Origin of the sequence: Micromonospora sp. NPDC047557 (genome assembly GCF_043205095.1) — a bacterium.
Taxonomy (GTDB): Bacteria; Actinomycetota; Actinomycetes; order Mycobacteriales; family Micromonosporaceae; genus Micromonospora.
On the sequence record NZ_JBIDDK010000002.1, the window covers coordinates 355,400 to 380,218 of the forward strand.

Genomic DNA, 24,819 nt, shown 5'->3' on the forward strand with positions numbered 1-24,819 from the left:
GGGGGGGAAGCGACGGGGCCGGGGCCTCGGCCCGGGGGCGACACCGGGCGGCCGCCCGCCGCGTTCCGCGGCGGGCGCCTCGCCACGGCCCCCGTTCGTGGCCGCTGTCGAGCCCGGTACGCGGGCGCCGCCTCGGCCACGTCGGTCGTCAGTCTGCCCCGGACGAGTTGACTCTGGACGCCAGGCGGTTGACGGGCCGCGCCGGAACTGCGTCGCCGTCGCGACACGCCTGCGGGCTCATCCCGTACGCCGCCCGGAACACGCGACTGAAGTGGGCCTTGTCCCCGAACCCCCAGCGCGCGGCGATGACCTGCACGGGCTGGGTCCGCAGCGTCGGGTCGGTCAGGTCACGCCGGCACCGGGCCAGCCGAAGGTCCCGGATGTACGACGCCACAGTGGTGTTCTCGGCCTCGAAGAGGCGGTGCAGTGTGCGCAGTGAGATGTGCTGGGCGTCCGCGACGACCTGTGGGCTGAGCGTCGCGTCGCCGAGGTGGCGGTGGACGTACGCCTGCACCTGGGCGACCAGCGCCCGGCGGCGGACCTCGGTCGGCACCGCGTCCTCGGCGACCAGGTGCCGGCCGAGCATGGTGGTGGCCAGGTCCAGCCCCACCGCGCCGAGCCGGCCGGCGTCGGCGGCGTGGTACTGCTCGGGGTGCCCGGTCACCTGGAGCAGGAACTGCGCCAGCAGCGCACCGAGCCCCTCGCTGCCGGACATCCGGCCGCCGTAGAGCGCGGCCATCCGCGCCGGTGGCAGCGGCAGCGCGGCGTGCGGGATCAGCGTGATGATCGAGGTGGCCTGGGTCCGTTGCGGGTCGGTCGAGTGGTGGCAGACGTCGTGTTCGCGGGAGGCGTCGTAGAAGGTGAACTCGCCGGCCAGGATCTCGCTGCGGCGACCGTCCTGACTGGACGTGCCGACGCCACCGGTCGTGAGGGCGAGCACGTAGAGCTCCGGATCCGAGCGGCGGACCAGCTTGCGGGTGCGGGTGGCGTCCAGTGACGGGTACTGGTACTCGACCACGTGGATCGCGCCGAGGTCGATGAAATCGGCCCGGGCGGCGAAGTCGGCCGTGTGCGCGGACTGGATCCGCAACGGCGCGGAGGTGCGCGCCACCAGGTCCAGCCACATGCCGAACCGTTCACCGGGTGGCAGGACGGTGGTGTCGACGGTCTCTGTGGGCAGCATCGGCGTCGCCTCAGGCGGCTCGGCGGGCGATCAGCGCCTCGATGCCGTCGAGGATCCGGTCCAGGCCGAACGTGAACTCGTCGTCCGGGTCGTCGTCCTGGTCGAGGACGCCGGAGTTCAGCACCCGCAGCAGCGCCGGGAAGCGGACCGGGTCGATGAGACGCCCCAGCATCCGGCGGTACGCCGGCATCAACTCGCCCGGCCCGACGCCGGCCGCCCGGCTGCCCTCGGCGACCTGGTTGACGAGCGTGGCCTCGTTGCGGACGTACCCGGTGACCAGCAGGAGGATCGACATCTTCTCGCTCTCGGGCAGGGGAGTGCCGTCGAGGCAGCGCAGCCCGTCCTCCATCCAGTCGAGCTGCTGGGGGGTGATCGGCGGGCCGGTGATCGGCACGTGCAGCAGCCAGGGGCGCTGTCGCAGCACGTCGTGTTCGGCCCAGGCCCAGCGGGTCAGGCGGGCGCGCCAGTCGTCGTCCGGCGAGGCCGGGCCGGGCGACGGGCCGTACCCGGCGTCCACCATCAGCGTCAGCAGTTCGTCCTTCGAGCCGACGTGCCGGTAGAGGGCCATGGTGGCCGCGCCCAACTCCTTGGCCACCCGGCTCATCGAGACGGCCGGCAGCCCTTCGGCGTCGGCGACCCGTACGGCGGCGTCGACGATCGCGGGCACGCTGAGGCCGGGTCGGGGACCCCGCGGTGGCCGCTCCCGCAGGCCCCAGGCGCTCTCGATGGCCGGCGGGAGCGCCGGGCCGCTGTCGTCTTTCGTCTCCGCCACATTTCCTCCTTGCCCCGCCATCCTAGTTCTGCGTATGGTCTACGCATAACAGCGTACGTCATACGCAGAAGGAGTTCTCCCATGACAGCGACGACCTCACCGGCACCCCGCGCGGGCCGGCGGGAATGGATCGGATTCGCGGTGCTGATGCTGCCGCTGCTCCTGGTCTCGATGGACGTGTCGGTGCTCTACTTCGCCGTCCCGTTCATCAGCGAGGAGCTGCGGCCCACCGCCACCCAGCAGCTCTGGATCTTCGACATCTACGGCTTCGTGCTCGCCGGGCTGCTGATCACCATGGGCGCCCTCGGCGACCGGATCGGCCGGCGTCGGCTCCTGCTGCTGGGCGCCACCGCGTTCGGTGCCGCGTCCCTGCTGGCCGCCTACGCCGACAGCGCCGCGACGCTGATCGCCGCGCGCGCCGTGCTCGGCGTCGGCGGGGCCACCCTGATGCCGTCCACCCTCGCCCTGGTGCGCAACATGTTCCACGACGCCAAGCAGCGGGGCACCGCGATCGGCATCTGGACCGCCACGCTCACCGGCGGTATCGCCGTCGGTCCGGTGCTCAGCGGCGTCCTGCTGGAGCACTTCTGGTGGGGCTCCATCTTCCTGATCAACATTCCGGCGATGCTGTTGCTGCTCCTGCTCGCCCCCGTCCTGGTGCCCGAGTTCCGCAACCCGGTGCGCGGGCGGTTCGACCTGGTCAGCGCGGCGCTGTCGCTCGGCGCGCTGTTGCCGGTGATCTACGGCATCAAGGAGATGGCCCGCGACGGCGTCAGCGCGGTCCGGGTGCTGGCCGTCGTCGCCGGTCTGCTCGTCGGGGCGCTCTTCCTGCACCGGCAGCGGACCCGGGCGTACCCGATGGTCGACCTGGCGCTGTTTCGTCGCCACGGCTTCGCCGGGTCGCTCGCGGTGAACCTGCTGGCGATGTTCGCCCTTGTCGGGTTCGCCATCTTCACCACCCAGCACCTGCAACTGGTGCTCGGCCTGAGCCCGCTGCGGGCGGCACTGTGGAGCCTGGTGCCGTCGCTGGCGGTCGGCGGCGTGGCCCCGGCCGCCGCCGCGCTCGCCCAGCGTGTCGAGCGGGCGTACCTGATCGGCGCCGGCTTCGCGATCGCCGTGCTCGGGTTCGCGGTGCTGACCCGGGTCACGCCCGAGACGCCGCTCTGGCTGCTGCTGGTCGGCGCCAGCGTGTACGCGGGCGGCCTGGTGATGGTGATGTCGCTGGTGACCGAGCTGGTCCTCGGTGCGGCGCCGCCGGAGCAGGCCGGTGTGGCCTCCGCGCTGACCGAGTCCAGCAGCGAGCTGGGCGGCGCGCTGGGGATGGCCATCCTGGGCAGCGTGGGTGCCGCGATCTATCGCCGCGAGGTCCTCGACGAGCTGCCGGCCGGGCTGCCGGCGGACGCCCGCGACGCGGCCGGGGAGACGCTGGGCGGCGCCCTCGCCGTGACCCGGGGGCTGCCGGGTCAGGTGGGTGACGCGGTGCTGCACGCTGCCCGGTTCGCCTTCACCGACGGGCTGCACCTCGCCGCGATCGCCGCCATGGTGGCGATGGTCCTGGGCGCGGTGACCGCGCTGGTGACGCTGCGCGGCGTCCGGCCGGCCGACCCGGCGGCAGTGGCCGCCGAGCCGACCGGCACGCCGTCGTCGGACGTCGCTTCCGTCAGTCGTTGAGCACGTGGGCGAGTCGGTCGCGGAACCGCCGCTCGGAGTCGCTTACCGACTCGCCGCCAAGGCCCAGCAGACCGCCGCTGGACGCTGCGCCGACCACCTGGTCCGCGATCTTCACGAGCCAGTGCTTGTACGCCCCGGCCTCGCCCTCGTCGACGCGGGCGGCCAGCAACGCGGACGCCTCGCCGGCCCGCACCAGCACGTCGTCGATGTACGCCTGCGGGTCGGCGGGCGCGATGACCGGCAGCTCCTCGCCGGCCTCGGGGTCGCCGACCTGCGTCACGATCTCGCCGGCCACGGCGGCGACCAGCGGGCTGGCCGACTCCCGGCCCGCGCCGATGGTCTCCAACCCGGCCGCGTTCTCCGCCATGGTCCGGCGGGTGCCGTCGGACTCGGCGGCGCTCGCCGCGGTCAGCACCGACTGCGGGAGGCCGACCAGCAGCCCCCACTCCCCGTCGGAGAAACCGAAACCGGTGTACGCCGGCTGCTCGATCACGGCAATGCCCCTTCCGCCCTGCTCAGTGTGGTCAATCAACGGGCCCCGCACCGGTGCCCGGGTCAGGCTAGTCCAGGGTCAGCAGACCCTGCTCGGACACCACGCGCACCGACAGGGTCTTGTACCCGACCTCGTCGAAGAGAACAGTCATCTTGTCGTCCTCGTAGGAGAGCACCAGGCCGTGCCCCCACTCCGCGTGGCGCACCTGGCTGTGCACCGGAAATGGCCCGACCGCGCCCTGGTCGGCCACGCTGGTGCCCCGGTGGCAGTTGTCGCAGTGCGCGCAGACCTCGGTCATCTGCTCGCCGAAGTAGGCCAGCAGGGTCTGCCCGCGACAGGCGGTGGTCTCGGCGAAGGCCCGCATCATGTCGGTGCGCGAGCGGGTCACCGTCTGCTGGCGTTCCGCCTCGGCCAGCGCCGCCGCCGCCGCGTCGGTCGGGGTGGGCGAGTAGCGGGGCGCGGCGATGCGCTGGCGGGCGCGCGGCTCGGCGGCGCCCACCTGCTCCAGCAGCGAGAGGTACTGGCCCAGCTTGCGCGGGCCGAGGCCGGTGGCCTCGCGCAGCTCGGTCTTGGTGGCCGGCTTGCGGCGCAGCAGCGCGGCCAGGTCCCGCAGCTCGTTCTCGTCCGGCAGGCCGCCGCTGAAGAACCGTTGCAGGCCCACGTCCTCGGCCTGCCAGAGCAGCAGCACCCGGGCCGGCTGTCCGTCGCGTCCGGCCCGGCCGATCTCCTGGAAGTAGCTGTCCGGCGAGTCGGGCAGCGCCATGTGCACCACCCAGGCGATGTTCGGCTTGTCGATGCCCATGCCGAACGCCGAGGTGGCCACCATGATCGGCACCTGGTCGGCGAGGAACGCCTCGTGCAGCTCGTTGCGCGCGCCGGCCGGCATCCCACCGTGGTAGAACTGCGCCGGGAAGCCCGCGTCGGTCAACCGGGCGGCCAGTTCCTCGGCGGACCGGCGGGTCGGCACGTAGATGATCCCCGGTCGCACGTCGTCGCGCAGCAGCGTGATCAGCCGCCGCCACCGGTAGTCCTCGGTGGGGCAGTGCGCCACCTCCAGGAACAGGTTGGGCCGGTCCAGCCCGGAGACCACGACCTCGGGCTCGCGCAGCCGCAGGCGGGCGATGATGTCGTCGCGGACCGGCGGGGAGGCGGTGGCGGTCAGCGCGACCACCGGCGGCCGGCCGATGCCCTCGATGAGGTGGCCCAGCGCCAGGTAGTCGGGCCGGAAGTCGTGCCCCCAGGCGGAGATGCAGTGCGCCTCGTCGATCGCCACCAGCGCCGGCTTCAGCGCGGCGACCTCGGCCATCCGGTCCGGGTTGCTCAACTGCTCCGGCGTGATGAACAGGAACTCCGCCCGGCCCGACTGGATCTCGGCGATCGCCTCGGCCTGCTGTGCGGCCGACTCGTTCGAGCTGATCCGCACCGCCCGCAGCTCCGGACGCTGCCGCTCGTTGAGCGCCGCGATCTGGTCCTGCTGAAGAGCCAGCAGCGGGGAGATCACCACGGTCGGGCCGGGGATCAGGCTGGCCGGGATCTGGTAGATCGCCGACTTGCCGGCACCGGTGGGCAGCACCACCAGCGCGTCGTGTCGCTTCATCACCGCGCGCATGGCGGCGAGCTGGTTGGGCCGCAGCGCTTTCCAGCCGAAGAGGCTCTTCGCCGCGCGGCGCAACGTCATCGAGTGCGTGGACAGTTTCATCGAGGGCCGGAGGTACCCGAGCCCACGACCGCCGAAACGCGTTCGGCGATCATGGGCTCGGCGGATCCGTGGTTCAGCGCAGGCGGGGAAGCACCTCGCGCTGGTAGAGGTCGAACAGGCCCTGGTAGTGCGGGCCGGTGTTGGCCACGTACACCTCGTCGAAGCCGGCCTTGGCGTACTTGTCGATCATCTCCAGGTGCGCGTCGGCGCTGTTGCCGCAGACGAACGCGTCGCGCACCATCTCCGGCGTGACCAGCTCGGCGGCCTGCTCGAAGTGGCGCGGCGAGGGGAGCACCTGGGACAGCTCGCCCGGCACCCCGGCATTGGGCCAGCGCTCGTACGCGATCCGCGCGCCCTCGGACTCGCTGGCCGCGTACGCCGCCTTGAAGCCGGCCTGGCACGGCTTGTCGCCGCCGCCGTTCTCCCGGAAGCGCCGGACCATCTCACCGTCGGGCATGGTGCTCACGTAGCCGTCGCCGATGCGGGCGGCCAGATCGATGGCCTTCGGGCCGAAGCCGGAGACGTAGATCGACGGCGGCGTGTCGGGCAGCGTGTAGATCCGGGCGTTCTCCACCGTGTAGTGCTTGCCGCGGTGGTTGACGAAGCCGCCGTCCCACAGCTTGCGCAGCACCTCGACGGCCTCCTCCAGCATCTCCAGCCGGACGTCGGCCGACGGCCAGGCGTCGCCGAAGATGTGCTCGTTGAGCGCCTCGCCGGTGCCGACGCCGAGCACGAACCGCCCGCCGTGCAGCACCGCGCTGGTCGCCGCCGCCTGGGCGATCACGGCCGGGTGGATCCGCACGGTCGGGCAGGTCACCGCCGTGGTCACCGGCAGCGAGCAGACCTGGCTGAGCGCCCCGATCATCGACCAGACGAACGGGCTCTGGCCCTGCGCGTCCACCCAGGGGTGGTAGTGGTCGGAGATCCACAGCGCCTCGAAGCCGGCCCGTTCGGCGCCGCGGGCCTGCTCCACCAGCTCGGCCGGCGTGAACTCCTCACTGGACAGAAAGTAACCGATCTTCATCGCTTCCCCTTCGGCGCGCGGACCTGCTGATGGGGAAGCGGTACCCCGGTCGCCGTAGGCCACACCGATCGGTCGGGGCGGGTTCGGTCACCGTCGGCCGAACATCGCCCGGATCGCCGCGAGCAGCAGCAGGGCGCCGACCACCAGGCCGAGCAGGCGTACGCCGGGGATGTCGGCCGGGCTCGTGGCGTCGGCCAGCAGGGCGGGATCCATCCCCGCACTCTCCCGGGAACGGTGCCGTCGGGCAACTGTAAGGTTTATTGACTATTGAATCGCTCGGTGTGACCATGGCAGCACCGCCTGCCGGTGGCGGTGCGCCGAGGGCGCGAGAGATGGGGTACGGGGGCCGCATGAGCGAGCGCAACCAGCGGGTCGGCGGCAACGCGCCGACGCCCGCGACCGACGCCGACCGTTTCGAGGCCACGGCGTGACCGCGCCCGCCGGGCACCTTCCGGCGCTGGCCGCCGCCGTCCTGCAACCCGGGTTCGTCGGGACCACGCCGCCATCCTGGGTGTGCCGCTGGCTCGGCGAAGGGCTCGGCTCGGTGGTGCTCTTCGCCCGCAACGTCGTCGACACCGCCCAGGTGGCGGCGCTGACCGCCACGCTGCGCGCCGAGCGGCCGGACGTCATCGTGGCGATCGACGAGGAGGCCGGCGACGTCACCCGGATCGAGTCCGCCCGGGGCAGCACCCGGCCGGGGAACTTCGCCCTCGGCGCGGTCGACGACCCGGCGCTGACCGAGGCGGTCGCCCTCGACCTCGGCGTCGAGCTGGCGGCGGCCGGGGTGACCCTCGACTACGCGCCGGACGCCGACGTCAACTCCAACCCGGCCAACCCGGTGATCGGCGTCCGGTCGTTCGGGGCCGACCCGGCGCTCGTCGCGCGGCACACCGCCGCCTGGGTCCGCGGGTTGCAGCGCGGCGGCGTGGCCGCCTGTGCCAAGCACTTCCCCGGGCACGGTGACACCCGCGTCGACTCCCACCACGACCTGCCCCGGATAACCGCCGACCGGGCCCGGCTGGACGCCTGCGAGTTGGCGCCGTTCCGCGCCGCCGTGGCGGCCGGCGTGCAGGCGGTGATGACCGGCCACCTGCTGGTGCCCGCGCTCGACGAGCGGCTGCCGGCCACGCTGAGCCAGCGCATCCTGGGCGGGCTGCTCCGCGACGAGATGGGCTTCTCCGGCGTGGTGGTGACCGACGCGGTGGAGATGCGCGCGGTCGCCGACCGGTACGGCTTCGCCGGCGCGGCGGTGCGGGCGCTCGCCGCCGGGGCCGACGCGATCTGCGTCGGTGGTGAGCGGGCCGACGAGGGGGCGGCCCGGGAACTGCGCGATGCCATCGTGGCCGCCGTCGTCTCCGGTGAGCTGCCCGAGGAACGCCTCGCCGAGGCCGCCAAGCGGGTCGGGCAGCTCGCCGCCTGGACGGTGGCCGCCCGTGCCGCCCGCGCGGGCGCCGTCCACGGGGCCTCCGACGTCGGGCTGGTCGCCGCCCGTCGTGCCGTGCGGGTCACCACCGGCCCGGACGCGCCGAGCGCGCTGCCGCTGACCCGCGCCGCGTACGTGGTCGAGTTCGAGCCGCCGCGCAACATCGCCATCGGCGCGGAGACCCCGTGGGGCATCGGGGAGCCGCTGGGCGAGCTGCTGCCCGGCACGACGACGGTGCGCCACGCCGAGCCCGACGTGCCCGCCGACCCGGGTGCCGGGGCCGGCGACCGCCCTCTCGTCCTGGTGGTCCGTGACCTGCACCGGCACGAGTGGATGCGCGCAGCGGTGGGGCGTGCGCTCAGCGCCCGGCCGGACGCGGTGGTGGTCGAGCTGGGCGTGCCCGAGCTGGTCACCGGGTCGGCGCACCTGGCCACCCACGGCGCCACCCGGGCCAGCGGGCAGGCCGCCGCCGAGGTGCTGACCGGCCGGGCCCGCTGACCCCGACCCGTTCGGTTACGGCTGCTCGGCGACCAGGTCGGCGTACTCGGGGTGCTTGTCGATGAACGCGGCCACGAACGGGCACTGCGGCACCACCCGCCCGCCGCGGGCGCGCACCTGATCCAGGGCGCCCCGGATCAACGTGCTGCCGACGCCCTTGCCCTGGAAGCCGCGGTCCACCTCGGTGTGGGTGAAGACCAGTACCTCCCCACTGGGCAGGTACGCGGTGAAGCCGGCCAGCGCGTCGTCGACCAGGATCTCGAAGCGGTTCTTGGCGGGGTTGTCCTCGACGAGGGTGCTCACCGGGCCATTGTCCCCGTCCGGTCGGCCACCGCGTCGAGTTCGGCCAGCAACCGGTCCACCTCGTCCGCGGTGTTGTAGTGGTAGATGCTGGCCCGCACCGCGCCGCCGCTGTCGCGCAACCCCATCGTCTGGAAGTACTCGTAGGCGTAGTAGTCGCCGGACGACAGGCAGAACCCGGCGTCACCCAGCGCCCGCTGGGTCGCCGCCGGCGACATCCCGGCGACCCGGAAGGAGACCGTCGGGCAGCGCCGCGCCGGCGAGCCGTAGACGGTGATCGCAGGCCGCGCGGCGAGTCCGGCGAGCAGCCGGTCCAGCAGCGCCTCCTCGTGCGCCTGCGCGGCGGCCAGTCCGGCCCGCAGCCGCGCCCGGCGGTCACCGACCGCGTCCGGGTCCAGCCCGGCGAGGTGGTCCACCGCGGCGGTCACGCCGGCCAGCAGCGCGAAGCTCGGGGTGCCGTACTCGAAACGGTCCGGCGCCGCGTCCGCGGACGGCACCAGCTTCGCCGGGCGCAGCGCCGCCCACCGGGCCGGGTCGGCGACCATCGCGGCCAGGTGCGGCCCGGACCACTTGTACGCGCTGGTGACCAGCACGTCCGCGCCGAGCGACGCCAGGTCGGTCGGCCCGTGCGGCACCGAGTGCACCCCGTCGACGCAGACCAGCGCCCCGACGGAGTGCGCGATCTTGGCGATCGCCGGCACGTCCGGCACGGTGCCGATGGCGTTGCTGCCGGCGGTCACCGCGACCAGCCGGGTCCGCTCGCCGACCAGGTCGGCGTACTGGCCGGTGGGCAGTTCGCCGGTGTGCCTGTCGAACTCGGCCCAGCGCACCGTCGCGCCCGCCGCCTCGGCGGCCTGCACCCACGGGCGCACGTTGGCGTCGTGGTCGAGCCGGGACACCACCACCTCGTCGCCCGGCCGCCAACCAGCGCCGAGCGTACGGGCCAGGGTGTACGTCAGCGCGGTGGCGCTCGGGCCCAGCACCACCCCGTCCGGCTCGGCCCCGAGCAGGTCGGCGACCGCCGAGCGGGCCGCCGCCACCAGCTCCAGCGAGCGGCGGCCCGGCTCGAACGCGGCGCTGCGGTTGCCGACGGCCGCGCGCATGACGTCGGTGACCGCGTCGATCACACCGGCCGCGGTCTGGGTGCCCCCGGCGCCGTCGAAGTGGACGAAACCCTCGGTCAGGGCGGGATAGGCGGCCCGGATACGGGCGATGTCGAAGGCCATGCCCGGACCCTAGCCGGGATGCGTTCCGCGCTCGCCCTCGGCTGGGCGTCGCCGACGTCTCGTACCCTTGGCGAGGTGACGAACCGACCCGCCACCATCCCCCTGCCCCCCGTCCGCCGCGCCGCCGGCCTCTTCGCCGGACTGGCGCTCGGCCTCGCCGTGCTCGCCGGTTGCAGCTCCCAGGGCGCCTCCACCGACTGCGGGCTGGACGCCTGCACGGTCACCTTCGAGCGGGGTGTCGACGCGAGCGCCACGATCCTGGGCGTCGAGGCCAAGCTGGTCGGGGCCGAGGGCGACCAGGTGACCGTCGAGGTCGCCGGTGAGCAGCTCACCCTCACCACCGGCCAGCAGGCCACCGAGGCCGGCGGCTTCGCGGTCACCCTCGACAGCGTCACCGACCAGCAGGTCAAGATCCGCGTTTCCCGCAACCCGGGCAACTGACCTGGCGGGCGGCGGTGGCCGACGTTTGGGAATCTTCCGAATCGGAGATTGTGACGCCATGTCACTCACCCGTAGCGCCGAAGCCACCGCCTCCCGAACGGCGGACAGCCGGTGGCTGGAACTCCTCGCCCGGGCCGGCTTCATCGGCTACGGCATCGTCCACCTGCTCTTCGCCTGGCTGGCCCTGCAGATCGCGTTCGGCTCGTCGTCCGACGACGGCGACCAGTCCGGCGCGCTGCGGACGCTCTCCGCGCAGCCGTTGGGCAAGTTCCTGGTCATCGCCACCGCGGTCGGCCTGCTCGCCATGGCGATCTGGCAGGGCCTCGAAGCGGTCGGCGGGCACCGCGCCGAGCGGGGCAAGGAGCGGGTCATGGAGCGGCTGGCCTCGGCCGGCCGGACCATCGTCTACCTCTACTTCGCCTGGACCGCCTTCAAGGTGTTCAAGGACGCTGGGTCGAACAGCGCCGACAGCCAGGAGGCGCTGAGCGGCAAGCTGATGACCTCCACCGGTGGCCGCTGGCTGGTCGGCCTGGCCGGGCTGGTGGTCGCGGCGATCGGCATCGGCCTGGTCATCTACGGCATCCGCAAGACGTTCGAGAAGCACCTCAAGACCGGCGAGATGAGCCCGAAGACCCGCAAGCTGGCCCGCCGCCTCGGCATCGCCGGCTACGTCGCGAAGGGCGTCGCGTACGGCATCGCCGGCCTGCTGGTCATCGTGGCGGCGGTGAAGTACGACCCGGAGAAGGCCCGCGGTCTGGACGCCGCACTGCACACCCTGCAGGAGCAGTCGTACGGCACCTTCCTGCTGACCCTGGTCGCCCTGGGCATCGCCTGCTTCGGCGTCTACTGCTTCCTCCAGTCCCGGTACCGCAAGGTCTGAGCTGGTCGATACCGGGGACGTCGGGCACTATTGGGCTTTTGCCCGAACTACCGCCCCCGGTCGAAGGGAAGCGCCCCACTCGTGCAGAGCTATCTCGAAACGGCCGTCGCCGCGCTCGCCGCGGCGGCGGTCGCCCTCTTCCTGGTCGAAGTCGTCCACCGGGTCACCCGACGGTTCGGTCGCCGCTCGCTGTTGATGACCGAGTTGACCGACCACGCGCACCGCCCGTTCCAGGTCGCCGTCACGGTGCTCGCAGTGCAGTTCGCCGCCCGCTTCAGCACCGGGTACGCCGTCGGTGAGAGCTGGCGGCGGCTGCTGCTGCACCTGCTGGTGCTCTGCGTGATCGCCAGCGCGGCCTGGCTGGTGGCGGCGCTGCTGATCGTCGTGGAGGACACCGCGCTCGCCCGGTTCCGCGTCGACGTGCCGAACAACCGGCATGCCCGACGGGTGCGTACCCAGGTGGTGATGCTGCGGCGGCTGACCGTCGCGGTGATCGTCATCCTGACCATCGGCGTGATGCTGATGACGTTCCCGAGTGTGCGCGGTATCGGCGCCGGCGTGCTGACCTCCGCCGGTGTGGTCGGTGTGGTGGCCGCGCTGGCCGCCCAGAGTCTGCTCGGCAACGTCTTCGCTGGGCTGCAGCTCGCCTTCAGCGACGCGGTCCGCCTCGACGACGTGGTGGTCGTCGAGGGGGAGTGGGGTCGGATCGAGGAGCTGACCCTCAGCTACGTGGTGGTCCAGATCTGGGACGACCGGCGGCTGATCCTGCCCACCTCGTACTTCACCAGCACGCCCTTCCAGAACTGGACCCGGACCGAGGCGGCCGTGCTCGGCACCGCCGAGTTCGACGTCGACTGGGCCGTGCCGGTGCAGACCATGCGGGAGGAGTTGCGCCGGCTGGTCGAGGGCACCGAGCTGTGGGACGGCCGGGTCTGCGTCCTGCAGGTCACCGACGCTACCGGCGGGACGGTACGGGTGCGCGCGCTGGTCAGCGCCGCCGACGCGGGGAGCCTGTGGGACCTGCGCTGCCTCGTCCGCGAGCACCTGGTGGCCTGGATCCGGGACAACCGGCCCACCGCGATGCCCCGGATGCGTACCGAGCTGGGCGACGCCAGCAGCAACCTGCCGTGGCAGTGGGTGCAGCCCCGGCGGCCGACCCACCGTCCGGGCGCCACCGAGGCCCCCGACGACGCGCGCGTCTTCGGCGGCAGTGACGACGGCGACGCCCGCAGCGAAGCCTTCGTCGGCCCCGACGAAACCCCCACCCCCAGTCCCGCCACCCCCAGTCCCGCCACCCCCACCCGCTGATCCCTCCGGTGATCAAGAGGTTTGCGTCAGGGAAAGCGCGACTCCTGACGCAAACCTCTTGATCACCATCAAAGGGGGGTGGGCGGGGAGGTTTGGGTTGGCTTTGGCGGGGGACCTGCTGCCGGACATCTCTGTCGGCGATCGGCGCGGCAACCGGGCAACAGGAACGGTCACCGACTCGGGGCGCTCTAGGATTGACGAGCGGCAACTCCGGGCATACAGCGCGGTGATGAGGAAAGGAGGACAGCATGGCTGACGTGGCAAATGCCCGCACATCCCGCAATGGGAGCGAGCCCTCCACCGCCGAGCTGGTGCAGCGGGCCACCGAACAGGTCTCCCGTCTGGTGCGAGATGAACTGGCGCTGGCCCGGGCGGAGTTGACCCAGAAGGGCAAGCACGCCGGTATCGGGATCGGCCTGTTCGGCGGCGGCGGCGCGCTGGCGTTCTACGGCCTGGGCGCGCTTGTCGTCACGGCGATCCTGCTGCTCGACCTGGTGCTGCCCGCCTGGGCTGCCGCCCTGATCGTCGCGGTGGCGCTCTTCCTGGTGGCCGGCATTCTCGCGCTGGTGGGAAAGAAGCAGGTCAGCCGTGCGGTCCCGCCGGTGCCGGCGGCGACGGTCCGCAGCCTCCGGGCTGACGTGGACACCGTGGCCGCCGCGGTGAAGGACAGGGGACGGGCATGACGGGCAACGGGACGGGCGACACCGAGGCCCTGCGCGAGGAGATCCGCCGCACCCGGGTCGAGCTGGGCGAGACCATGGAGGCGTTGGCCGCCAAGGCGGACGTCAAGGCCCGCCTGAAGGAGTCCGCCGAACAGGCGCGGGAGCGGATGCGCGAGCAGGCGGCGCAGACCGTGGCCCGGGTCCGCGGGCAGGCCGTCCGCGGCGCCGGGATGGCACGCGCCCAGGCGTACGACAAGGGCGGCCTGGTCCGCGAGAAGAGCGAGCTGGTTCGACGCAATCCGGTGCCGTGGGCGGCGATCGCCGCCGGCGCGGTGGCCACCGTGGTGGTGCTGATGATCGTGCGGGGGAGGCGTAGGTGAGCAAGAGCATCGGCAAGGTCGCGTACCGGCCGGTCGGCGTGTTGTTGGGTATCGCCGCGGGTACGGTGGCCGGCGCGATCTTCCGGCAGGTCTGGAAGGTCACGGCGGGCGACGGTGAGGCGCCCAACGCCACCGACGAGGACCGCGGCTGGGGCGAGATCCTGGCCGCCGCGGCGTTGCAGGGGGCCATCTTCGCGGTGGTCCGCGCCGCTGTGGACCGGGGTGGAGCGGTTGGCGTGCGCCGGATGACCGGCCACTGGCCGGACTGACCGACATCAACCTGCGGCCCCCTTCCATTATCGACGGAAGGGGGCCTTTCGCACGGCTCCGCACGCCGCCCAGCGACCCCGGGCAGCCGTCAGGTCACATGTCGGAGAAATTCGTCGTACAGGTCGTGCAGACTTTTTGCGTACGTGATTTGCTGTTCCACGCTGTTGCGAGATGGCGTGGGTTGAGAGAAGTTCCCTTCGTGGGGGCCGCCTCAGACGCCGCTGCTCGAAAACGGCCAATCGGCCGCACGGCGTGCACGGCCGCCAGTTTTAGAAGGAGATACACATGGCGCAGGGAACCGTGAAGTGGTTCAACGCTGACAAGGGCTTCGGCTTCATCACCGTCGACGGCGGGGGTGCTGACGTGTTCGTCCACTTCTCGGCCATCCAGACCAGCGGCTACCGCACGCTGGAGGAGAACCAGCGAGTGGAGTTCGAGATCGCCCAGGGTCAGAAGGGCCCGCAGGCCGAGCAGGTCCGTCCCCTCTGACGAGGGTGGCCGGCCCCCGCCGGTCAGTGGACGACCCGGCCAGGGGTCGTTGCAGTAAAGCCCCGTATCCCTTCCGGGATGCGGGGCTTCCCACGTTCATCCGTCAGCGTCGACGGCGCGAGCGCAGGCCCAGCCAGAGCACGACCAACCCGGCCAGGGTCACGATCGGGCCGATCACCGCCCAGACCCGCTCGTCGGTCATCGCGCTGCCGCTGACGTAGCCGAGGCCCTGCACCGTCCACACCGCACCGATCACCACGGCCAGCAGGCCGAGGGTGAGCGTCAGCCAACCCCTCATCGCGCGACCTCCTTTCCGGATCGGGCGGCGCGCCGCCCCCGGGTCCCCGCATCGCCGTTGCGGTGGCGCGACGCGAGCACCCGGGGTGGGCGGCTCACCACCGGTCGTGCACCTGCGGGCGGATCAGCTCGTCGTAGACCTCGCGGACCCCGGCCAGTTGCGCGGCCGTGAGCGGCGGCAGGTCGGCCGCGGCGGCATTGCGCCGGGCCTGCTCGGCGTCGCGGGCGCCGGGGATGACGACGGTGACACCGGTCTGGTCCAGCACCCACCGCAGCGCGAACTGCGCCATCGTACGGTCGGCGTCGACAAGCGGCGCCAGCCGGCGGACGGCCGCGAGCCCCTGCGCGTAGTCGACCCCGGAGAACGTCTCGCCCACGTCGAACGCCTCGCCGTGGCGGTTGTAGTTGCGGTGGTCGTCGGCGGGGAATTCGGTGTGCTCGTCGTAGCGGCCGGAGAGCAGGCCACTGGCCAGCGGCACCCGGGCGATGATGCCGACCCCGGCCTGCGCGGCGGCCGGCAGGACGCGCTCCAGCGGCTTGTGCCGGACGGCGTTGAGGATGATCTGGACGCTGGCCACGCCGGGCCGGGCGATGGCGGTGAGCGCCTGGTCGCAGGTCTCCACGCTGACTCCGTACCCCGCGATGGCCTTCTCGGCGACGAGGGTGTCCAGGGCGTCGAAGACCGCGTCGTCGGCGAAGACGGCGGTCGGCGGGCAGTGCAGCTGGACCAGGTCCAGGGTGTCCATCCCGAGGTTCGCCCGGGACCGGTCGGTCCACTCCCGGAAGTGGGCCAGGGTGTACGCCTCCGGCCGCTGCTCGACGCGCCGGCCCATCTTCGTGGCGACGGTCAGGCCGGCGTCGGGCCGGGAGCGCAGGAAGCGGCCGATCAACTGCTCGCTGCGGCCGTCGCCGTACACGTCGGCGGTGTCCAGGAAGGTGACTCCGGCGTCCACGGCGGCGCTGAGCACCGCCATGGCGTCGGCCTCGCTGACCGTGCCCCAGTCGGCCCCGAGCTGCCAGGCGCCCAGGCCAACCACTCCGACAGTCCGGCCGAGCCGGTTGAAGTTGCGCTGTTCCATGCCCCCGAGCCTAGTGATCGGGTTGCCGGCCTGCCAGGCGAGCCGTACCGTCAACAAGACGGACGTACGGTTTGGAGGCGGAGATGTGGGATCCGACGACGTACCTGCGCTACGGCGACGAGCGCTCCCGGCCGTTTCACGACCTGCTCGCCCGGGTCCCCGCCGTCCGACCCCGGACGGTGGTCGACCTCGGCTGCGGGCCCGGCCAGCTCACCGCGACCCTCGCCGAGCGCTGGCCGGACGCCCGGGTCCGCGGCCTCGACTCCGCGCCGGAGATGATCGACCGGGCACGCGCCCTGCCGGCCCCGGTCGAGTTCGCCGTCGCCGACCTGCGCGACTGGCGCCCGGCCGGCGACGAGGACGTGGTGGTCACCAACGCGGCCCTGCAGTGGGTGCCCGGCCACCAGGAGCTGCTGCGCCGCTGGGCCGCCGACCTGCCCGCCGGCGCCTGGCTCGCCATGCAGGTCCCCGGCAACTTCGACGCCCCGTCGCACCGGGCGCTGCGCGAGGTCGCCGGCCGCCCGGCCTGGCGTGCCGAGCTGACCCCGCTGCTGCGCCCCGACCCGGTCGACGACCCGGCCGACTACGCGGAGCTGCTGACCGCCGCCGGCTGCGCGGTGGACGCCTGGGAGACTACCTACGTGCACCTGCTGCCGGCCGAACCCGCCGCCGACCACCCGGTGCTGGCCTGGATGGAGGGCACCGCGCTGCGCCCCGTCCGGGCCGCCCTGGACGCCGCCGGCTGGTCGGCCTTCCGGGCCGAGCTGGGCGTACGGCTCGCCGCCGCGTACCCGGTGCGGCACGGTCAGGTGTCCTTCCCGTTCCGCCGCGTCTTCGTCGTCGCCCGCGCCGGCGCCCATGCCCAGGAGAATCCGTGACCGACCTGTCCACCTTCATCGCCGGCCTGCCCAAGGTGGAGCTGCACGTGCACCACGTCGGCTCCGCCTCGCCCCGCATCGTCTCCGAGCTGGCCGCCCGGCACGAGGGCCGCTCGCCGGTGCCGGCCGACCCGGCGGCCCTCGCCGACTACTTCGAGTTCCGCGACTTCGCGCACTTCATCGAGGTCTACCTGAGCGTCGTCGACCTCATCCGCGACCCGGAGGACGTCTGGCTCCTCACCCACGAGGTGGCCCGGGAGCTGGCCCGCCAGCAGGTCCGCTACGCGGAGCTGACCATCACCCCGTACTCGCACGTGCGCCGGGGCATCCCCGCGCCGGCGTTCTGCGAGGCGATCGAGGACGCCCGTAAGCGCGCCGCCGCCGACTTCGGCCTCGAGCTGCGCTGGTGCTTCGACATCCCCGGCGAGGCCGGCCTGCCGGCGGCCGAGGAGACGCTGCGCATCGCGCTCGACGAGCGCCCGGACGGGCTGATCAGCTTCGGGCTCGGCGGCCCCGAGATCGGCGTACCCCGGCCGCAGTTCCGGCCCTTCTTCGACCAGGCCCGTGCGGCCGGGCTGCGCTCGGTGCCGCACGCGGGCGAGACCACCGGCCCGCAGACCATCTGGGACGCGCTGAACGAGCTGGGCGCCGAGCGGATCGGGCACGGCATCTCCGCCGCCAAGGACCCGGAGCTGCTCGCGTACCTGGCCGAGCGGCAGATCGGGATGGAGATCTGCCCGACGTCCAACGTGCGGACCCGGGCCGTGGCCAGTCTCGACGAGCACCCGCTGCCCCGGCTGGTCGAGGCCGGGCTGCTCGTCACCATCAACTCCGACGACCCGCCGATGTTCGGCACCACCCTCAACGACGAGTACGCGGTGGCCGCCCGGCTGCTCGGGGCGGGCCCGGGGGAGCTGGCCGCCCTGGCCCGCAACGCGGTGACCGCGTCCTTCATGGACCCGGACGGCAAGCAGCGGATCACCGCCGAGATCGAGGCGTACGTCGCCAGCGCCGGCTGAGGTAGGGGTGAGCGGGGCGCGCGGCGGGAGCGTGGGTGTGGGGGGACCTGAAACTCCCGCCGCGCGCGCGGCTCCACCGGCGGTGTGGGTGCGCGGTGCGCTGGCCGGTGGAACTGGTGGGTTCGTGCTCTGATCCTGTCAGCCCGCAAGCCTTTGACCGCCGTCGTTAACCGCGATCTAAGGAAGACTTGCGCCGCCGCACAGCCCCGGTCCGCTCAGCCGATCGGAGCGCCCCCGTCGGCCGATCGGCCGGAGGTGTTTTAGTCGCCTGCGCGGGGCTGCTCAGTCGTCGGTGGGACCTGCTCAGTCGTCGGTGGGGCGCTGGCGGGGCCAGCGACGGCCGCTCGTCTTCTGGTCCCGGGCGTCGCGCGCCATCCGGCCCACGAGGCCAAACCGGTTGACCTGCCGGGGCGTCGCCTCCGGGTCGGCGAGCAGCATCACCACGCTGGCGCCGCCCAACCGGGCCCGGTCGATGCTGACCGAGCCGTTGGCCTGCAACGCCACCCGCTTGGCGATGTCCAGGCCGAGCCCGGTCGAGCCCTGGTCGCTGGTGCCCCGCCGCAGCGCCCGGTCCGGGTTGGCGATCCCCGGACCGGCGTCGTCGATCCGGATCGCCACGTACCCGTCGCGGCGGGACACGGCCACCTCGAACGCCGTTCCCTGCGGGGTGTAGCGGAAGACGTTGCCGATCACCGCGTCCAGCGCGGCGGCCAGCTCGGCGCGCGGCACGGGCGCGGGAATGCGCAGCTGGGCGCCGTTGACCCGGTGTGGCCGGTTCTGGTCACCGGCGAGCGCCGCCCAGAACACCATCCGGTCCCGGACGACCTCGCTGACGTCGCACATCGCCGGGCCGGCCTCGTGGGCCACCGCCTTGCGGGTGGTCTTGATCAGCACGTCGATCTCACCCTCGAGGGTGACGATCGCCTGCCGGATCCGCCGGATGCCCCGCAGCCGGTCCAGCTCCGCCGGGCTGAACGAGCCCACGCTGGTGTCGTCGGACTCCAGCGCCTCCGCGTCCAGCCGGAGCACGGTCAACGGCGTCCGCAGCCGGTGGGACAGGTCTGCCACCAGCTCCCGCTCATCGGTGCGCGCCGCGTCCAGCCGGTCGGCCATCCGATTGAAGGCGTACCCGGCCTCCGCCAGCTCACGGGGCCCGGTCGGCTCCACGCGTACGCCCAGGTCGCCGTCGCCGATCGACAGGGCGGCCTTGACCAGACCCTTGGTGGCGTCCACCGCGCGGGCGGCCACCCGGTCGACCACCAGCACCGCCGCGCCGGCCATCGCCGCGCCCACCCCGAACAGCAACAGCCAGGTGCCCCCGGCGCCCTCGCCCAACGTCGAGTCCGCCACGAACACCTCGACCACGGCCGTCCGATCGCCGAGGACCACCGGGTCGAGCCGGACCACCCCGCCGTCGACGTCGGTGACCAGCGAGCGCCGCTCGGCGCGGGCCCGGTCCAGGTCGCTGCCGCTGGCGCGGCCGGCGGACTCGTCCAACCCCAGCCCGTGCACCACCGGCCGGGTCGACGCGCCGTCACCGCTGGCCACGACGGCGCGTTCCACCACCGCCGGGTCCGTGCTCACGGCCAGCGCCCCGGTCACCAGCGCGCTGCGCCGGGCCGCGTCGGCGATCGCCTCCTCCCGGCTCTGCTCGCGCAGGCTCAACCCGAGCGGGATCAGGAACGCGAGCGCGACGAGGCTGCACATGCCGGCCGTGAGCAGGGCCAGCGCCGTCCTCAGTCCGGTGCCACCAGCCGGAACCCGACCCCCCGCACGGTGCGCAGGTAGCGCGGCTTCGCCGCGGACTCGCCCATCTTTCGGCGGAGCCAGTACAGGTGTACGTCGATGGTCTGATCCTCGCCGACCGATGGCTGCCGCCATACCTCCTCCAAGAGTTCCCGGCGGGACACTACCCGCCCGGGTCGTGCGGCGAGATACGCCAGCAGGTCGAATTCCTTACGGGTCAGCGCCAGCGGCTCCCCGTCGAGCTGGGCGCTGCGCTCACCGACGTCGACCCGCAACCCGCCGACCGTGTGCACCGCGGGCTGCACCGTCCGGCTGGCCCGCCCGGCACGCCGCAGCACCGTGGTGATGCGGGCGTCCAGGTGCGCGCCCGTGAACGGCTTGACCATGTAGTCGTCGGCCCCGGCGCGCAGCAGCTTGACCACCGACTGCTCGTCGTCCCGGGCGGTGGCGATGATGATCGGGACGTCGGTGATGCCGCGCAGCATCCGCAGGGCGTCGGAACCGTCGAGATCGGGCAGGCCGAGGTCCAACACCACCAGGTCGGGTGTCTCCGCGGCGACCCGGCGCAACGCGTCCAGGGCGGTGCCCACGGCGTGCACGGCATGCCCCCGGTCAGCGAGGGACCGCAGCATCGCGCCGCGTACGACGTGATCGTCTTCGACCAGGAGCACGGAGGCCACGACAAGACCGTACTTGGCCTGGCAAGTTGATCGCGTTGCGACGTGCCTGGGAACCGGGCAAGCTGGTACAACGATGTCCTTCACCCTGTTCGCCGACGCCCGCCTGGCGCTCGCCCGGGACAGCCTCGCCGGCCTCTCCACCGGCGACGCGCTCGGCGCGCGGTTCTTCCTGCCGGGGCCGCCGGAGGACCTCACCGACGCCACGCTGCCGCCCGCGCCCTGGGAGTGGACCGACGACACCGAGATGGCCTGCTCGGTGGTCGCGGAACTGGCCGCGACGGGCCGCATCGACCCGGACCGGCTGGCACTGGCGTTCGCGCAGCGCTGTGACGCCCGGCGCGGGTACGGCCCCGGCGCGATGCTGATCCTGCGGCTGATCCGCACCGGCACCCCGTGGCCGGTGGCCGCCGCGTCCGCCTTCGACGGCCAGGGCTCCTGCGGCAACGGCGCGGCCATGCGGGTGGGCCCGCTGGGCGCGTACTTCGCCGACTCCACCGCCCGCGCCGCCGCGCAGGCCCGCGCCTCGGCCGAGGTGACCCACGCGCATCCCGAGGGAATCGCCGGCGCGGTCGCGGTGGCGGTCGCCGCCGCGCTCGCCGCCCGGGCCCGCCTCGACGGACACCGACCGGCCCCGGCCCGGCTCCTGGCCGGGATCGCCGCCGCGGTCGACCCGGGCACCGAGGTGCACCGCGGCGTGCACCGCGCCGTCGGGCTGCTCGGCCGGCCCCTGTCCCGCGTGGTGGCGGCGCTCGGCAACGGCGCCCGCGTGACGGCCCAGGACACCGTCGCGTTCACGCTCTGGGTGGCCGCCACCCACCTCGACGACTACCCGGAGGCCATCCGGGTCTGCGTACGCGCCGGCGGTGACGTGGACACCACGGCGGCCATCACCGGCGCGGTGGTGGCCGCGTACACCGGCGTCGGCACGCCGGGCGGGGTGCCCGAGGCGTGGCTGGCCGCCCGCGAGCCGCTGCCCACCTGGCTACCCTGACCGCCGCGCCGCGCCGCCGTGCCGCTGCCGTGCCGGCGGCGACCCTCCGGCCGCGCCGGTCGGCCCCTGCCGAGGCCGGGCGTGATCCACTCGACATCGCCGATATCGGGGTAACCCGGCCGCAGGACAGCCCGACATCGGCGATGTCGTGTCGATCATGGGGCGAGGCCAGGTTTCGGGGTCCGGCGGTGGTTCAGCCGTTGCGGGCCGGAGCGCCGACCGGAACCGCCTCCGCCGCGTCGACGGACGCCGCCGACGTGGTGACGGCCGGCGTCGTGGTGACGGCCGCCGTCGTCGCGTCGATCGCCGCCCTGGTCGCGTCGTCCGATGCCGTTGCCTCGCCCGGTGCCGGTGCGTCGTTCGGTGCTGGCGCGTCGTCCGGGTCGCCGGTGACCTCGGCCAGGGCCGCGTCCTCGGCCGGGTCGCGTCGCCGCCACCGGCTGACCAGCCAGCCGATCGCCGCGCCGCCGCCCAGGCCGGCCAGCAGCCCGGCGGCGAGCATCGCGTCGGCGCTGCCGGACTCCTCGCCGGAGCCGCCCGAGGCGTCCACTGACGCCTCACCGCCGTCGGCGCCCGGAGCGCCGGCGGCGGGATCGTTCGCCGCGCCGGCCGCCGGAGCGCCGTGCCCGCCGTGCCCGACCGGCCCGGCCGCACCCGCCGCCGCGGGCAACAGCGTCAGCACCGGGGCCCGGTGTGCGCCGCTGGCGTCCGCCCACCGGACGACAGTGCCGTCGGCGTACGTCTGGACGACCTCGAAGGTGAGCCGCTCCGCCTGCGGCAGCGGGCCCATGGACAGGGCCAGCCGGGCCGGGCCGGACGCGCCCGCGCCGACGCGGACCCAGGTCACCGCCGTGGTCACGGTGCTCACCCCGGAGGAGTGGATGCCGGCCACCGGCTTGTCCAGCGTACGGGTGCTGATCTTGGGTGCCCAACCGTCGACCGACATCGGGTAGACCTCGCCCACCGGGGCGTCGGCCGGCAACCGGACCTCGATCTGGGTGGTCTTCGTGCCGGCCCGCTCCTCGGGCACGCTGAACTCCAGTCGTACGGCGTCGCCCTGCCGTGCCTCGGTCGGAGTGGTCGTCACGTCCGCGGCGTGCGCCGCCGTACCGGGCCAGAGCAGCAGCCCCGCGGCGGTCAGCGCGGTCACCGCCGCGATTCGCCGCGGGCGGCCTCCGCCGTGCGTGCTCGCCATCTCGTGCCCCCATCCGTCTCGACGCGACCGGCTCCGGTTTCCGGCCACACCTTCTAGTTCGGCTGGCAGGCGCCAAAGGTTCAACGCCGGACGCGAGGAAGGTGCCCTTCCCGGCCGCGAGGGGGTGGACCGATAGCATCGGCAGGAGCCGAGGACCGGCATCGTTTCGTACTGCTTGGAGGAGTCACCGTGTCCGCACCCCGTACCCCCGCCGTGGCCGACCCTGTCGTCGTCGCCGCCGGGACGACGGCGGCCGACGCGGTGGCCGCGGCCGGACTGCCCGCGAACGGCCCCAAGGCGATCGTCGTGGTCCGCGACCCGCAGGGTCAGCTGCGCGACCTGGACTGGGCGCCGACCGAGGAGACCGTCGTTGAGCCGGTCAGCCTGGACTCGCCCGACGGGCTCAACGTGCTGCGCCACTCCACCGCGCACGTGCTCGCCCAGGCCGTGCAGGACATCTTCCCCGAGGCCAAGCTGGGCATCGGCCCGCCCATCGAGAACGGCTTCTACTACGACTTCGACGTCGCCAAGCCGTTCCAGCCCGATGACCTCAGCAAGATCGAAAAGCGCATGCAGGAGATCGTCAAGTCCGGGCAGCGGTTCCGTCGCCGCCGCTTCGGCAGCCTCGACGAGGCGCGCGCCGAGCTGGCCGACGAGCCGTTCAAGCTGGAGTTGATCGAGGTCAAGGGCGAGGGCCTGGACACCGACGAGGTGATGGAGGTCGGCGGCGGCGAGCTGACCATCTACGACAACCTCGACGCCAAGGAGGACAAGGTCTGCTGGTCGGACCTGTGCCGGGGTCCGCACCTGCCGACCACCCGACTGATCGGCGCGTTCAAGCTGATGCGCTCGGCCGCCGCCTACTGGCGCGGGTCGGAGAAGAACCCCCAACTCCAGCGCGTGTACGGCACCGCGTGGCCGACCCGCGACGAGCTCAAGGCGTACCTGAAGCTGTTGGAGGAGGCCGCCCGGCGCGACCACCGCAAGCTCGGCGCGGACCTGGACCTGTTCAGCTTCCCCGACGAGATCGGCTCGGGCCTGGCGGTCTTCCACCCCAAGGGCGGCATCATCCGCCGCGAGATGGAGCACTACTCGCGGCGGCGGCACGAGGAGGCGGGGTACGAGTTCGTCAACACCCCGCACATCTCCAAGGCGCAGCTGTTCCACACCTCCGGGCACCTGCCGTACTACGCGGACACCATGTTCCCGCCCATGCAGCTGGAGGGCGCGGACTACTACCTCAAGGCCATGAACTGCCCGATGCACAACCTGATCTTCAGGTCGCGCGGGCGGTCGTACCGTGAACTGCCGCTGCGGATGTTCGAGTTCGGCACTGTCTACCGGTACGAGAAGTCGGGTGTCGTGCACGGCCTGACCCGGGTCCGCGGCCTGACCCAGGACGACTCGCACATCTACTGCACCCGCGAGCAGATGGCCGGCGAGCTGTCCACGCTGCTCAGCTTCGTGCTGGACCTGCTGCGCGACTACGGGCTGGACGACTTCTACCTGGAGCTCTCGACCCGGGACGACTCGCCCAAGTTCATCGGCGCCGACGAGGACTGGGCGGAGGCGACCGAGGCGCTGCGGACCGCCGCCGAGACCTCGGGTCTGGAGTTGGTGCCCGACCCGGGTGGCGCGGCGTTCTACGGGCCGAAGATCTCCGTGCAGGCGCGCGACGCGATCGGCCGAACCTGGCAGATGTCCACCATCCAGGTCGACTTCAACCAGCCGGAGCGGTTCGGGTTGGAGTACCAGGCCGCCGACGGCAGCCGCCAGCGGCCCGTGATGATCCACCGGGCGCTGTTCGGGTCGATCGAACGGTTCTTCGGGGTGCTCACCGAGCACTACGCGGGGGCGTTCCCGGCGTGGCTGGCGCCGGTGCAGGTGGTGGGCATCCCGATCCGCGAGGACCACACCGACTACCTGCACGGCTTCGTCGCGGCGCTGCGGGCCGAGGGCATCCGGGCCCAGGTGGACGCGGGTGACGACCGGATGCAGAAGAAGATCCGTACGGCGCAGCAGCAGAAGATCCCGTTCATGGTGATCGCCGGTGACGACGACGTGGCGGCCGGCACCGTGTCCTTCCGCTACCGCGACGGCTCCCAGCGCAACGGCGTGCCGATCGCCGAGGCGGTCACCCACATCCTCGACGTGGTGACCTCTCGCACGAACGTCGGCCCGTCGGCCGCACCGGAGTAGCCGGCGTCGCGCGCCG

At 73.1% G+C, this 24,819-nt stretch carries 27 protein-coding genes; 14 read left to right on the top strand and 13 right to left on the bottom strand.

The genetic code is table 11. From position 1 onward, the window contains the following. Positions 1–148: 148 nt before the first annotated feature. Both ACGGAQ_RS09405 and ACGGAQ_RS09410 read right to left on the bottom strand, forming a co-directional pair. Positions 149–1,183, bottom strand: a complete 1,035-nt coding sequence (locus ACGGAQ_RS09405) for a helix-turn-helix domain-containing protein (protein ID WP_393046334.1) — start codon at positions 1,181–1,183, stop codon at positions 149–151. A 10-nt stretch (positions 1,184–1,193) separates the two neighbouring features. After that, positions 1,194–1,955: a TetR/AcrR family transcriptional regulator gene (locus ACGGAQ_RS09410; protein ID WP_393046337.1), complete on the bottom strand. Its 762-nt coding sequence runs from the start codon at positions 1,953–1,955 to the stop codon at positions 1,194–1,196. 81 nt (positions 1,956–2,036) lie between these two features. Here ACGGAQ_RS09410 and ACGGAQ_RS09415 point away from each other — a divergent pair, with 81 nt between their 5' ends. Further along, entirely contained in the window at positions 2,037–3,626 is a 1,590-nt protein-coding gene (locus ACGGAQ_RS09415; RefSeq protein WP_393046340.1) for an MFS transporter, read from the top strand. Here the strand turns inward: ACGGAQ_RS09415 and ACGGAQ_RS09420 are convergent. The 4 genes from ACGGAQ_RS09420 to ACGGAQ_RS09435 form a co-directional block, all read right to left on the bottom strand. Further along, a complete protein-coding gene (locus tag ACGGAQ_RS09420) occupies positions 3,616–4,119 on the bottom strand; it encodes a hypothetical protein (RefSeq protein WP_393046342.1) in 504 nt (167 codons plus the stop codon). The two genes, ACGGAQ_RS09415 and ACGGAQ_RS09420, sit on opposite strands and share 11 nt — an antisense overlap. Before the next feature lie 67 nt (positions 4,120–4,186). Further along, positions 4,187–5,818 carry a RecQ family ATP-dependent DNA helicase gene (locus ACGGAQ_RS09425; RefSeq protein ID WP_393046345.1) on the bottom strand — a complete coding sequence of 544 codons (1,632 nt, stop codon included), beginning with the start codon at positions 5,816–5,818 and terminating at the stop codon, positions 4,187–4,189. Between the two features lie 73 nt (positions 5,819–5,891). Next, positions 5,892–6,842, bottom strand: a complete 951-nt coding sequence (locus ACGGAQ_RS09430; RefSeq protein WP_393046348.1) for a TIGR03557 family F420-dependent LLM class oxidoreductase — start codon at positions 6,840–6,842, stop codon at positions 5,892–5,894. Between the two features lie 87 nt (positions 6,843–6,929). Next, positions 6,930–7,055 carry a hypothetical protein gene (locus tag ACGGAQ_RS09435; RefSeq protein WP_255421242.1) on the bottom strand — a complete coding sequence of 42 codons (126 nt, stop codon included), beginning with the start codon at positions 7,053–7,055 and terminating at the stop codon, positions 6,930–6,932. 74 nt (positions 7,056–7,129) lie between these two features. Here ACGGAQ_RS09435 and ACGGAQ_RS09440 point away from each other — a divergent pair, with 74 nt between their 5' ends. Continuing rightward, on the top strand, positions 7,130–7,273 hold the full coding sequence (locus tag ACGGAQ_RS09440; protein ID WP_393046352.1) for a hypothetical protein: 144 nt from the start codon (positions 7,130–7,132) through the stop codon (positions 7,271–7,273). Beyond that, on the top strand, positions 7,270–8,763 hold the full coding sequence (locus ACGGAQ_RS09445) for a glycoside hydrolase family 3 protein (protein ID WP_393046355.1): 1,494 nt from the start codon (positions 7,270–7,272) through the stop codon (positions 8,761–8,763). The genes ACGGAQ_RS09440 and ACGGAQ_RS09445 overlap by 4 nt, the downstream gene beginning before the upstream one ends. Before the next feature lie 15 nt (positions 8,764–8,778). On the opposite strand, the gene ACGGAQ_RS09450 is transcribed toward ACGGAQ_RS09445, so the two are convergent. Continuing rightward, positions 8,779–9,066, bottom strand: coding sequence for a GNAT family N-acetyltransferase (locus ACGGAQ_RS09450; RefSeq protein WP_393046358.1), 288 nt, complete (start codon positions 9,064–9,066; stop codon positions 8,779–8,781). Next, entirely contained in the window at positions 9,063–10,289 is a 1,227-nt protein-coding gene (locus ACGGAQ_RS09455; RefSeq protein ID WP_393046361.1) for a cysteine desulfurase-like protein, read from the bottom strand. Before ACGGAQ_RS09455 ends, ACGGAQ_RS09450 begins: the two co-directional genes overlap by 4 nt. Positions 10,290–10,364: 75 nt before the next feature. Here ACGGAQ_RS09455 and ACGGAQ_RS09460 point away from each other — a divergent pair, with 75 nt between their 5' ends. The 7 genes from ACGGAQ_RS09460 to ACGGAQ_RS09490 all read left to right on the top strand — a co-directional run bounded on the left by ACGGAQ_RS09460 (position 10,365) and on the right by ACGGAQ_RS09490 (position 14,719). Beyond that, on the top strand, positions 10,365–10,730 hold the full coding sequence (locus ACGGAQ_RS09460) for a hypothetical protein (protein ID WP_354860975.1): 366 nt from the start codon (positions 10,365–10,367) through the stop codon (positions 10,728–10,730). 58 nt (positions 10,731–10,788) lie between these two features. Further along, positions 10,789–11,610: a DUF1206 domain-containing protein gene (locus ACGGAQ_RS09465; RefSeq protein WP_393046364.1), complete on the top strand. Its 822-nt coding sequence runs from the start codon at positions 10,789–10,791 to the stop codon at positions 11,608–11,610. A gap of 81 nt (positions 11,611–11,691) precedes the next feature. Continuing rightward, the gene (locus ACGGAQ_RS09470; RefSeq protein ID WP_393046366.1) at positions 11,692–12,918 is read left to right on the top strand and encodes a mechanosensitive ion channel family protein; all 1,227 of its coding nucleotides are present in this window, start codon (positions 11,692–11,694) and stop codon (positions 12,916–12,918) included. A gap of 248 nt (positions 12,919–13,166) precedes the next feature. Beyond that, entirely contained in the window at positions 13,167–13,601 is a 435-nt protein-coding gene (locus ACGGAQ_RS09475; RefSeq protein WP_355053394.1) for a phage holin family protein, read from the top strand. Beyond that, positions 13,598–13,960 (top strand): DUF3618 domain-containing protein, encoded by a 363-nt coding sequence (locus ACGGAQ_RS09480; protein ID WP_393046369.1) that lies wholly within the window; start codon positions 13,598–13,600, stop codon positions 13,958–13,960. The genes ACGGAQ_RS09475 and ACGGAQ_RS09480 overlap by 4 nt, the downstream gene beginning before the upstream one ends. After that, the gene (locus tag ACGGAQ_RS09485; protein WP_266250038.1) at positions 13,957–14,229 is read left to right on the top strand and encodes a DUF4235 domain-containing protein; all 273 of its coding nucleotides are present in this window, start codon (positions 13,957–13,959) and stop codon (positions 14,227–14,229) included. The genes ACGGAQ_RS09480 and ACGGAQ_RS09485 overlap by 4 nt, the downstream gene beginning before the upstream one ends. Before the next feature lie 286 nt (positions 14,230–14,515). After that, on the top strand, positions 14,516–14,719 hold the full coding sequence (locus ACGGAQ_RS09490; RefSeq protein ID WP_011905669.1) for a cold-shock protein: 204 nt from the start codon (positions 14,516–14,518) through the stop codon (positions 14,717–14,719). A gap of 103 nt (positions 14,720–14,822) precedes the next feature. Here ACGGAQ_RS09490 and ACGGAQ_RS09495 read toward each other — a convergent pair whose 3' ends face one another. Both ACGGAQ_RS09495 and ACGGAQ_RS09500 read right to left on the bottom strand, forming a co-directional pair. Next, on the bottom strand, positions 14,823–15,017 hold the full coding sequence (locus ACGGAQ_RS09495) for a hypothetical protein (RefSeq protein WP_393046372.1): 195 nt from the start codon (positions 15,015–15,017) through the stop codon (positions 14,823–14,825). 94 nt (positions 15,018–15,111) lie between these two features. Next, entirely contained in the window at positions 15,112–16,095 is a 984-nt protein-coding gene (locus ACGGAQ_RS09500; protein WP_393046375.1) for an aldo/keto reductase, read from the bottom strand. A gap of 83 nt (positions 16,096–16,178) precedes the next feature. On the opposite strand from ACGGAQ_RS09500, the gene ACGGAQ_RS09505 reads away from it, so the two are divergent. Together ACGGAQ_RS09505 and ACGGAQ_RS09510 are read left to right on the top strand one after the other, a co-directional pair. Beyond that, positions 16,179–16,973 (top strand): trans-aconitate 2-methyltransferase, encoded by a 795-nt coding sequence (locus ACGGAQ_RS09505; protein ID WP_393046378.1) that lies wholly within the window; start codon positions 16,179–16,181, stop codon positions 16,971–16,973. Continuing rightward, entirely contained in the window at positions 16,970–17,992 is a 1,023-nt protein-coding gene (locus tag ACGGAQ_RS09510) for an adenosine deaminase (protein WP_393046380.1), read from the top strand. Before ACGGAQ_RS09505 ends, ACGGAQ_RS09510 begins: the two co-directional genes overlap by 4 nt. Positions 17,993–18,295: 303 nt before the next feature. Here ACGGAQ_RS09510 and ACGGAQ_RS09515 read toward each other — a convergent pair whose 3' ends face one another. Both ACGGAQ_RS09515 and ACGGAQ_RS09520 read right to left on the bottom strand, forming a co-directional pair. Next, positions 18,296–19,699, bottom strand: coding sequence for an ATP-binding protein (locus ACGGAQ_RS09515; protein ID WP_393046383.1), 1,404 nt, complete (start codon positions 19,697–19,699; stop codon positions 18,296–18,298). A 29-nt stretch (positions 19,700–19,728) separates the two neighbouring features. Continuing rightward, positions 19,729–20,418, bottom strand: a complete 690-nt coding sequence (locus ACGGAQ_RS09520) for a response regulator transcription factor (RefSeq protein WP_007458139.1) — start codon at positions 20,416–20,418, stop codon at positions 19,729–19,731. Between the two features lie 73 nt (positions 20,419–20,491). Between ACGGAQ_RS09520 and ACGGAQ_RS09525 the strand changes: the two genes are divergently transcribed. Next, entirely contained in the window at positions 20,492–21,409 is a 918-nt protein-coding gene (locus ACGGAQ_RS09525; protein WP_393046387.1) for an ADP-ribosylglycohydrolase family protein, read from the top strand. Between the two features lie 193 nt (positions 21,410–21,602). Here ACGGAQ_RS09525 and ACGGAQ_RS09530 read toward each other — a convergent pair whose 3' ends face one another. Continuing rightward, entirely contained in the window at positions 21,603–22,604 is a 1,002-nt protein-coding gene (locus ACGGAQ_RS09530) for a DUF1775 domain-containing protein (RefSeq protein ID WP_393046390.1), read from the bottom strand. A gap of 189 nt (positions 22,605–22,793) precedes the next feature. On the opposite strand from ACGGAQ_RS09530, the gene thrS reads away from it, so the two are divergent. Next, complete coding sequence (gene thrS, locus ACGGAQ_RS09535) at positions 22,794–24,803, top strand: threonine--tRNA ligase (protein WP_393046393.1); 2,010 nt, start codon at positions 22,794–22,796, stop codon at positions 24,801–24,803. The last annotated feature ends 16 nt before the right edge of the window (positions 24,804–24,819 follow it).

What these genes read in the sequence shown, in the direction of transcription:
- ACGGAQ_RS09455 (WP_393046361.1), bottom strand. Translation starts at nt 10,289, where the DNA reads ATGGCCTTCGACATCGCCCGTATCCGGGCCGCCTATCCCGCCCTGACC.
- ACGGAQ_RS09475 (WP_355053394.1), top strand. Translation starts at nt 13,167, where the DNA reads ATGGCTGACGTGGCAAATGCCCGCACATCCCGCAATGGGAGCGAGCCC.
- ACGGAQ_RS09525 (WP_393046387.1), top strand. Translation starts at nt 20,492, where the DNA reads ATGTCCTTCACCCTGTTCGCCGACGCCCGCCTGGCGCTCGCCCGGGAC.
- ACGGAQ_RS09415 (WP_393046340.1), top strand. Translation starts at nt 2,037, where the DNA reads ATGACAGCGACGACCTCACCGGCACCCCGCGCGGGCCGGCGGGAATGG.
- ACGGAQ_RS09440 (WP_393046352.1), top strand. Translation starts at nt 7,130, where the DNA reads ATGGCAGCACCGCCTGCCGGTGGCGGTGCGCCGAGGGCGCGAGAGATG.
- ACGGAQ_RS09430 (WP_393046348.1), bottom strand. Translation starts at nt 6,842, where the DNA reads ATGAAGATCGGTTACTTTCTGTCCAGTGAGGAGTTCACGCCGGCCGAG.
- ACGGAQ_RS09435 (WP_255421242.1), bottom strand. Translation starts at nt 7,055, where the DNA reads ATGGATCCCGCCCTGCTGGCCGACGCCACGAGCCCGGCCGACATCCCC.
- ACGGAQ_RS09505 (WP_393046378.1), top strand. Translation starts at nt 16,179, where the DNA reads ATGTGGGATCCGACGACGTACCTGCGCTACGGCGACGAGCGCTCCCGG.
- ACGGAQ_RS09480 (WP_393046369.1), top strand. Translation starts at nt 13,598, where the DNA reads ATGACGGGCAACGGGACGGGCGACACCGAGGCCCTGCGCGAGGAGATC.
- ACGGAQ_RS09405 (WP_393046334.1), bottom strand. Translation starts at nt 1,183, where the DNA reads ATGCTGCCCACAGAGACCGTCGACACCACCGTCCTGCCACCCGGTGAA.
- ACGGAQ_RS09490 (WP_011905669.1), top strand. Translation starts at nt 14,516, where the DNA reads ATGGCGCAGGGAACCGTGAAGTGGTTCAACGCTGACAAGGGCTTCGGC.
- ACGGAQ_RS09515 (WP_393046383.1), bottom strand. Translation starts at nt 19,699, where the DNA reads ATGTGCAGCCTCGTCGCGCTCGCGTTCCTGATCCCGCTCGGGTTGAGC.
- ACGGAQ_RS09495 (WP_393046372.1), bottom strand. Translation starts at nt 15,017, where the DNA reads ATGAGGGGTTGGCTGACGCTCACCCTCGGCCTGCTGGCCGTGGTGATC.
- ACGGAQ_RS09500 (WP_393046375.1), bottom strand. Translation starts at nt 16,095, where the DNA reads ATGGAACAGCGCAACTTCAACCGGCTCGGCCGGACTGTCGGAGTGGTT.
- ACGGAQ_RS09425 (WP_393046345.1), bottom strand. Translation starts at nt 5,818, where the DNA reads ATGAAACTGTCCACGCACTCGATGACGTTGCGCCGCGCGGCGAAGAGC.
- ACGGAQ_RS09530 (WP_393046390.1), bottom strand. Translation starts at nt 22,604, where the DNA reads ATGGCGAGCACGCACGGCGGAGGCCGCCCGCGGCGAATCGCGGCGGTG.
- ACGGAQ_RS09465 (WP_393046364.1), top strand. Translation starts at nt 10,789, where the DNA reads ATGTCACTCACCCGTAGCGCCGAAGCCACCGCCTCCCGAACGGCGGAC.